Annotated in this window: 10 protein-coding genes; 8 read left to right on the forward strand and 2 right to left on the reverse strand. The window is 70.5% G+C overall.

All coding sequences use genetic code 11. The features are described from left to right. Nucleotides 1–166: 166 nt before the first annotated feature. The 8 genes from AOK01_RS23625 (at nucleotide 167) to AOK01_RS23660 (ending at nucleotide 6447) form a co-directional block, all read left to right on the forward strand. On the forward strand, nucleotides 167–583 hold the full coding sequence (locus tag AOK01_RS23625; RefSeq protein ID WP_055514933.1) for an NUDIX hydrolase: 417 nt from the start codon (nucleotides 167–169) through the stop codon (nucleotides 581–583). 30 nt (nucleotides 584–613) lie between these two features. Then, nucleotides 614–991, forward strand: coding sequence for a hypothetical protein (locus AOK01_RS23630; protein WP_157871459.1), 378 nt, complete (start codon nucleotides 614–616; stop codon nucleotides 989–991). Next, on the forward strand, nucleotides 988–2151 hold the full coding sequence (locus AOK01_RS43705) for a hypothetical protein (RefSeq protein ID WP_055514937.1): 1164 nt from the start codon (nucleotides 988–990) through the stop codon (nucleotides 2149–2151). The genes AOK01_RS23630 and AOK01_RS43705 overlap by 4 nt, the downstream gene beginning before the upstream one ends. Nucleotides 2152–2224: 73 nt before the next feature. Further along, nucleotides 2225–3004: an MBL fold metallo-hydrolase gene (locus AOK01_RS23640; protein WP_055514940.1), complete on the forward strand. Its 780-nt coding sequence runs from the start codon at nucleotides 2225–2227 to the stop codon at nucleotides 3002–3004. Further along, nucleotides 2991–3665 carry a hypothetical protein gene (locus AOK01_RS23645; RefSeq protein WP_157871461.1) on the forward strand — a complete coding sequence of 225 codons (675 nt, stop codon included), beginning with the start codon at nucleotides 2991–2993 and terminating at the stop codon, nucleotides 3663–3665. The genes AOK01_RS23640 and AOK01_RS23645 overlap by 14 nt, the downstream gene beginning before the upstream one ends. Nucleotides 3666–3677: 12 nt before the next feature. Continuing rightward, a complete protein-coding gene (locus tag AOK01_RS23650; RefSeq protein ID WP_055514944.1) occupies nucleotides 3678–4499 on the forward strand; it encodes an LbetaH domain-containing protein in 822 nt (273 codons plus the stop codon). Further along, nucleotides 4492–5673: an ATP-grasp domain-containing protein gene (locus tag AOK01_RS23655; protein WP_157871462.1), complete on the forward strand. Its 1182-nt coding sequence runs from the start codon at nucleotides 4492–4494 to the stop codon at nucleotides 5671–5673. The genes AOK01_RS23650 and AOK01_RS23655 overlap by 8 nt, the downstream gene beginning before the upstream one ends. Before the next feature lie 108 nt (nucleotides 5674–5781). Next, on the forward strand, nucleotides 5782–6447 hold the full coding sequence (locus AOK01_RS23660; RefSeq protein WP_055514948.1) for a GNAT family N-acetyltransferase: 666 nt from the start codon (nucleotides 5782–5784) through the stop codon (nucleotides 6445–6447). On the opposite strand, the gene AOK01_RS23665 is transcribed toward AOK01_RS23660, so the two are convergent. Continuing rightward, on the reverse strand, nucleotides 6339–7136 hold the full coding sequence (locus tag AOK01_RS23665; RefSeq protein ID WP_055514953.1) for a sugar phosphate isomerase/epimerase family protein: 798 nt from the start codon (nucleotides 7134–7136) through the stop codon (nucleotides 6339–6341). The genes AOK01_RS23660 and AOK01_RS23665 overlap by 109 nt on opposite strands. A gap of 56 nt (nucleotides 7137–7192) precedes the next feature. Then, the coding region (locus AOK01_RS23670; protein ID WP_055514950.1) for a dihydrodipicolinate synthase family protein at nucleotides 7193–8200 on the reverse strand (1008 nt) is incomplete at its 5' end.

An 8200-nucleotide genomic window follows, 5' to 3' on the forward strand; every position in this document is an offset into this window, starting at 1 on the left:
CCCGCGATCCCCCCGGATCCCCCTCCAGAGGTCCTGATGCCACGTACGACCCGCAAGGTGGGGGAAGGGTTGCACAGCCTTTCCAAGATTTTTTCGCACCCCTTGCGTGACGCAGGTCATAACCGTCATAACTCGCTAGAATGCGCGGGACTGTTGGGGAGCGCAGGTGGATCCCGATCTCACGGCACCGCTGCATGGCGTCAGCGTCACCGGCATCGTCCTGAGGGACGACGGCCGTCTCCTCGCGATCAAGCGGATGGACGACGGCACATGGGTGCCGCCCGGGGGAATGCTGGAGACCGACGAAGGACTGGAGCACGCTGTCGTCCGCGAGGTCCTTGAGGAAACCGGCGTGACGGTTCATCCCCTGCGGCTGACCGGTGTCTACAAGAACATCACTCGTCGGACGGTGTCCATCGCCTTCCTCTGCCACGTGGTGGAGGGCGAACCGCACGTCTCGGACGAGGCTTCCGACGTCAGGTGGATGACCCCGCGGGAGGCGCACGTGGTGATGCCACCGCTGCGTGCGATCAGGGTCAGTGACGCGCTCGACGCACACGGCCCGTTCGTCCGGTCCTACTAGCGGGGCCGGGGAGGACGTATCACGTTCTATGTGCGCGTGCTGTGGCTGCCCGTACTGCTGATGGTCCTGGCCACCGTCGCCGTTCACGAGGCGACCGAGCGCCTGTCGATCAGCCGCGACCCGGCCGTCATGGGCCTGCTCTCGCAGTTCGACGGCACAGCCACCACGGTCTTCGTGGCGCTGGCCACGTTACGCACCTCGGTGAGATCCGGGGCCCCGGGAGGAAACGCGCGCCTGTGGCGTCGCTCCGTACGCTTCCAGTTCGCGGCCGCCTTCGCGCTCGCCGCGTTCGTCGTCGCGACCGCCGCGGCCCACTACACGGGCCTGGGCTCCTGGGCGGTCGCACTCAACGCCACCACGATCGTCGCCGTGCTGTGGGCACTCGTCGGCCCGCTTGAGCCGGCATGACCCTGCGGCTTGAGTACGACCTCGTCCTCGCGCCGGCGTCCCACGTGGACCGGATCGTGGCCACCGTCCGGACGGGGCTGCTGGCACACCGGACCGACAGCCGGGCCGAGGTCGACATGACCTACCGGACGAACCCCACCCAGGACGGCCTCGTCCTGTCTCTCAGCGTCGACCTGGAACTCGGTTTCTTCGGCATGGCCGAGCGCGGCGCGGCGGGGCTGGTCACCCTGCTCGGCGGCACGAGCTTCCGCGATCCCGCCATCAGGAGCGTGACGCTCAGCGCGTTCGGTTTCCTCGGCACCGACCCGCTCTTCCCCGGCCCCGTCCGTGGAGCGGGCATCCTGGACGGGTCCGCCGGTCCCGCGCCATGGCTCTCGGTACCCGTGCCGAAGACGGCCGCCCGTCAGTCCTGGGACGAGGTGAGCCGCACCCTGGTGCAGGCCGGGGTGCAGGTCATCACCGACCTCAGTCTGAACGTGAACGACCACGAACTGACCACGCGCGCCGCCGCCGTGGCCGAGGAAGCGACGGCCGGCCGGCCGGTCGCGCTCTTCTTCAACGCCACGAGCAGACTCGACTACGCGGTCCGGTTGGTCGAGAGGATCGCCACCACGCTGCAGCCGCAGGTCCCCAACATCACGGTCGGCATCCGTATGTGCCCGCTGGCCATGGGCTTCTCGGTACTCGAATACCTGCGGACCTGGAATGTGCCGATCTTCGCCTACACCCTGACCTCGTACCCGTCGGGCCGCACGTTCTGGAGCCAGGCCGCCTACGCCTCGATGATCCACGCCATGGGCGGCGACGTCGTCAACATAGGGCTGTTGAGCGTCCCCGCGCTGCACAGCGGAACACTCTACGAAGCCATGCTGCCCTTGCTGAGCAGGAGAAACGCGAGAAGGGCCAGCCTGCCGGCGCTCACCGGCGGCGTCGAACCGCGCGTGGCCTACCAATACGCCGCCGCGGTCAGTGATCCGGTGCTTCTGCACACCATGACCCCGGTCTTCCGCGGCGGTCTCGAACGGAGAAGCATCCGCAAACGCGTCAGGGCGATCCGCGAAGCGGTGGAAGCGGGCCGCCGGTCACTGGACATCGACCGCCTGTTCGCCGAGCGCAACTCCAGCGTGCGCAACTGGCAGGAACTGGAAGAAGAAGGGTGAGAGGACAGGCATGACAGACCAGACAGCCAAGGCAGATAAGGCAGATAAGGCAGATAGGGCAGGGGAGACCGGTATGGCAGGTGTGAACAATGAACTGCGCACACTCCACGTACTGGGGAGTGGGTCGGCCAAGCCCAGCGCCCTCCGGGCCAACTCCTCGTATCTCGTCGAAACCGGCGGCTCACTGTTGGCCATCGACTGCAGCGGCAGCCCCGTACACGAGATCATGAGCCGCGGTCTCGACCCGGGCGCCCTGCGCCACCTCTACCTCACTCACGGCCACGCAGACCACGTGTACGGCCTCCCCAGCCTGATCCACTCGCTGTGGATGCTGGGCCTGTTCCGGCAGGAACCGCTCGCCGTCCACGGCACACGGGAGACGATCGGTATCGCGAAGGCACTGCTCGCCCCCTTCGGCCTTGAGGAGCGCCGCAACGCCCCGCGCATCGACTGGCGGCAGGCCGACGCGGACCGGCCCGGCGAACTGGAGGGCGCCGCGGGGCTGCGCGTCACCGCGTTCCCCGTCACCCACGCGGGCACCGAGGCCCTCGGTTACCGAGTGGGCGACACCGTGTTCTCCGGCGACGCCATCTGTGACGACCGCCTGATGAGCGCCGTGGACGACTCGGTGCGAGCGTTCGTCGTCGACTGCACGGGCCCGGCCGGGAACGCCGGGCACGCGGGCGCCGCCGACATCGCCGAACTGGTGCGCAAACGCCCGGCGTTGGAGTCCGTACTGCTGACGCACATCGGATTCCCGGCGTCCGAGGAGAGCGCGGTCCTGGACGCCTTCCAGGGATGCGGAGCCGAGGTTCGCGTCCTCGTGGACGGTGATCGCCTTGAACTCCGCTGACCCGGTCGTCTTCTGCGGTATGGGCGGTTCGGGCTCGACCTACCTGCGCCACGCCCTGGCCCGGACCGGTCTGACCGTCCACAACAAGCCGGACATCGTCCATCACCGCCACTGGGTGAAGCGGGGCCGGGCCGCGCAGCGCGACGAGTTCAGCCGGCGAGCGGGCGGCTTCACCATGGACACCACCGGCATCGCGGGCATCCAGCACTACTTCGACCGGTTGGCCGCCACCCCGGCCACGTCCGCCGTCCTGAGCACGTGGGCGGAGCAGCAGTTGCTGCGGTACACCACCCGGCGACGCGTCGTCTTCCTCCTGCGCGAACCCGCGGCGGCCTACCGTTCGATGTGCGACCCCGGCCGGCACGGAGACATCGCCGAGGAGTACGGCGGCGTCGACTCCTGGTACGCCGTCTTCTACGCCGAACGCTGGCGGAAGACCGCCGAGGAGTACCTGGCGCTGCGCGCGGCCGGCTGGGACGTCTCGCTCTGGTCCTACGAGAACCTGCCCGACCACGCCCGCAGGGACGGCTACGGCGAGATGGTCACCCAGTGGCGGCTCTCCGCGCCCCGGCTGAGACCCACGCTGCGTGACGAGACGATCGACCTGATCAGAACGTGCACCCGTGAGGTGCGCGAAGCCCTTGACGTACCCGAGTGGTGAGAGGCAGCCGCCATGGCGAAGGGGCCGACGACAATCGGCGACGTCACGATGGGCCGGCGGAACACCTTCGGGCCCGGCGTGGTGATCTCCGGCCCCGCCGTCATAGGGGACGACAACTTCTTCGGCGCCTACGCGGTCATCGGCGGGCGGTGCCGCCAGGCACATCAGCAGGGCGCCGCCGCCCGGCGAAAGACCGGCACGGTCGGCATGGTGGGCATGGTGGGCACGGTCGGCATCGGCTCCGGCAACTACTTCGGTGAGCACTCCGTCATGCACGCCCCGGTCGGCCGGGCCACCGTCCTCGGCGACAACAGCTCAGTGGGCGCGGGAAGCCTGCTCGCCCACGACTCGTGCGTCGGCTCCCACGTCACGCTGTCGGTCAACTGCACCGTGGGAGGCCACAGCGTGATGCTCGACTGGAGCGGTCTGGGCATCGGAAGCTCCCTGCACCCCCGTACGGTGATGGGGCACTGGTCCTTCGCCGGCATGGCCGCCGTGGTGACCCGTACGGTGGGCATAGGGCACCTCGTGGTGGGCAACCCCGCCGAGTTCCTGCGCCTGAACTTCGAGGCGTTCGTACGGTCCGGCCTGGACAGCGCCGCGCTGGCCCAGCTCCGCGAGTTCCTGGACGGCGGAAATCCACCGCCGGGCTCGAACCCTGTCTCCCGTGCCGTGGCGGAGTTCGAGGCCGCGACCTCGCGGACGGTCAGGAACCGAGTACTGCGGAGCTGGTCGGACATCGAGCCGGCACGGTCGCGCGACGCCTCGCGCGAGGTGCCGCGCGACGTGTCGCATGAGGCGTCGCGTGAGGCGTCGCGCGACTCCCATGACTAGCGCCTCCGCTGCCCCGGCTGCCCCGGTTGCCCGTCCGCCGCTGCCGTCGAGCCTCGCCGCCCGCTTCGTCTGCGGGGCACACCGGGGGCAGCTGACGCAGGTGTCCGCCCCACGCCTGACCTGGGGAACCGCCCTTGTCACGACGACCGGTACGGGCACCGCCGGCCGGGCGCTGCGCTCCCTCCTCTACGGGGTGAAGGGCGCGGCGGACGTGTGGCGCCACCGGGAGGCGATCGGCCGAGACCACCCGCTCCTCGACGCCCTGCTCATGGCGCTGCGGACGAGTTGCGACAGCCGTGACATCACGGCGCTGCGCAAGTGCGGCGGACGGGACCTCGCCGCGCTGCGCGGTGTGGTGCCGAGAGCACGCCGTACCGAATACCGCGACTGGAACAACTGCGCCGTGGCGGCGGCGGTCGTCGACGACAAGGCGCGGTGCAACCGCCGTCTCGGAGCCGCGGGCATCGCGGCCCCGCGGCAGATCCCGCTCGACGCGGGAACCCGGGTGTGGACCGCGGCCGAGGGCGTCGCCCCCGGGACGACCCTGGAGTTCTCGCACCAGGACGTCCCGTACGCGACGTCCTGGATGCTCAAGGACCGCTACGGTCTGCAGGGCGAGTCGGTGTGGGTCGCCCGAGCAGGCCACGAACCACGGACCGGCGACCGCGCGCTGGAAGACCTCGTCCGCGCCGGCCGGCTGGTGGCCGAGGAACTGCTGCGGCCGGAGGGCTGGTTCGCGGAGTCGGGTGACACCGCCCTGCCGACCATGAGAGTCGTCACGTCCAGGCTCCGGGGACGCACCGAAATAGCGGGAACGGTCCTGTTCCGCGGCGGAGTGGGGGCGGTGACCGCCAACCGCAGACAGGGCGGTACCGCACACCTGGTCCACGAGGACGGCTCCTGCGGGGACGGCCTGGACGCGCTCGGCGAGAACCGGGGCCCGTGCGCCTACGTACTTCCCACGTCCTGGGCGAAGGACATACGGAGCATGTGCACGGCGGCGCACGACCTGTTCCCCTGCGTCGGCTCGGTCGGCTGGGACGTCGGGCTCTCGGACCGAGGCCCCGTCGTCCTGGAGGGCAACCCGAACTGGGGCATGAACGTGCCTCAGTTGATGCCGGGCAGGCCCATGCTGGAGGAGTTCAGGACGACGCGCTTCCGCGACGGCTGGTAGCGGGGGCGCCAGACGGGAGCCGGGGGATCAGTGAGGGCTGGGCGATCGATGACTGGGGGATCGATGGCTGGGAGACCGGTGGCTGGGGAATCGGTGGCTGGGGAATCGGTGATCGACACGGCCGGCGTGCGCATGGAGCGCCTCGGCCACGCACGGTTGCCCGCGTTCCTCGCGTTCGCGGACCGGACGACGCTGGACAGCCTCCTTCCGCTACGGACCACCCGTCGCCCCGCCGCCGGTCAGACGTACCTCTGCGCCCTGTACCGGGACCAGGTGATCGGCTGCACATCCTGGTACGAGGGGCATCGGCACGACTACGTGGGCCCGGACGGGACGACCGCCCGCTCCACAGGCGTGTACCTGTGCTCTTCCGAAGTCCTGCCGGAGTTCCGCGGCAGGGGGATCGGCGGCATGCTCTACGAACGCCGCCTCGCCGAGTGCGGCGGGGACGGTGGGGGCGGCGGGGGCGCCCCCGCTGTCAGCATCGAGATTCTGGGGCGGGGAATCCCCCTGTCGGTCGACGACGAAGCCCGGCCCGGCCTCGTGTGGCACCTCGCGCACGACTTCGTGGTCGTCGGCCACAGCCGTGAGGACGACGCCGGCCCGGTCCTCCTCCGCCGCCGCCCAGCATCCGCATCGGCATCGGCATCGGCATGGGCGGAGGTTCAGTCCGTGTGTGACACGAACCGCGCCGCCGTCTCCGCCAGGACCTCGCGGCCGTCCCTGGCCCACAGGCCGTCGTTGAAGAGTTCGACCTCGATGGGGCCGGTGTAGCCCGCCGCCTCGACGTATGCCTGCCACTCGCGCAGGTCGACCGAGCCGTCGCCGAGCTGGCCTCGGCCGTTGAGGACGCCCTCGGGCAGTGGGGTCGTCCAGTCGGCGAGCTGGAAGGTGTGGATGCGGCCACCGGCGCCGGCGCGGGCGATCTGCGCGGGGGCCTGGTCGTCCCACCAGATGTGGTACGTGTCGACCGTGACGCCGACCTGGTGCGCGGGGAAGCGTTCCGCGAGGTCCAGGGCCTGGGCGAGCGTGGAGACCACACAGCGGTCCGAGGCGAACATCGGGTGGAGCGGTTCGATGGCGAGACGCACCCCCCGCTCCTCGGCGTACGGGCCCAGCTCGCCCAGTGCGTCCGCGATCCGCTCCCGGGCGCCGCGCAGGTCCTTGGAACCTGCCGGGAGGCCGCCCGAAACCAGTACGAGCGTGTCCGTGCCGAGGGTGGCCGCCTCGTCGACCGCCAGGCGGTTGTCGTCGAGCGCCGTCACACGCTCGGCCGGGTCGATCGCCGTGAGGAAGCCGCCCCGGCACAGGGTGGTGACGGTCAGACCGGCGTCCCGGACCAGCTTGGCCGTCCTCTCCAGGCCGTACGCCTGGACCGGCTCCCGCCACAGGCCGACGCCCGGCACCCCCAACCCCCTGCAGGCGTCGACGAGTTCGGGCATCGACAGCTGCTTGACCGTCATTTGGTTGATGCTGAAGCGGGCCAGTCGCGATGCGCTGCCCGCCGGTTCACTGGTGCTCACTGGTTCACTCCGTACAGGGAGAGCAGGTTCTTCATACGGGTCCGCGCGAGCGCCGGGTCGGGGAACAGGCCCAGGCCGTCGGCCAGTTCGTACGCTCGGGCCAGGTGCGGCAGCGAGCGGGCCGACTGGAGGCCGCCGACCATCGCGAAGTGGGACTGGTGGCCCGCGAGCCAGGCCAGGAGGACCACGCCCGTCTTGTAGAAGCGGGTGGGCGGCTGGAAGAGGTGGCGCGACAACTCCACGGTGGGGTCGAGCAGTTGCCGGAAGCCGTCCGTGTCGCCGGTGTCCAGCACGCGTACGGCCTCGGCCGCCAGGGGGCCCAGCGGGTCGAAGATGCCGAGCAGGGCGTGGCTGAAGCCCTGGTCGTCGCCGGCGATCAGCTCGGGGTAGTTGAAGTCGTCGCCGGTGTAGCAGCGCACCCCGTCGGGGAGCTTGCGGCGCAGGTCGATCTCGCGCTCGGCGTCCAGCAGCGAGACCTTGATGCCGTCGACCTTGTCGGGGTGGGCGGCGATGACCTCAAGGAAGGTGCTGGTCGCGGCGTCCAGGTCGATGCTGCCCCAGTAGCCCTCAAGGGCCGGGTCGAACATGGGGCCCAGCCAGTGCAGGATCACCGGTTCGGCGGCCTGGCGGAGCAGGTGGCCGTAGACCTCCAGATAGTCCTCGGGGCCCTTGGCGACGGCGGCCAGCGCCCGCGAGGCCATGAGGATCGCCCGCGAACCGGACTCCTCGACGAGCGCCAGCTGCTCCTCGTACGCCGCCCGCACCTCGTCCAGGCCGTACGGGTAGCCGATCTCGGTGACCGGCAACTGGTCGGTGCCGACGCCGCAGGCGATCAGCCCGCCGACCGCCTTCGCCTCGGCCGACGAACGGCGGATCAGCTCGGCCGCGCCCGCCCAGTCGAGGCCCATCCCCCGCTGAGCCGTGTCCATCGCCTCGGCGACGCCGAGTCCGTGGGACCACAGATGGCGGCGGAAGGCGAGGGTGGCGTCCCAGTCGACGGCGGC

Source organism: Streptomyces aurantiacus, assembly GCF_001418335.1.
In the GTDB taxonomy this organism is placed as follows: domain Bacteria; phylum Actinomycetota; class Actinomycetes; order Streptomycetales; family Streptomycetaceae; genus Streptomyces; species Streptomyces aurantiacus.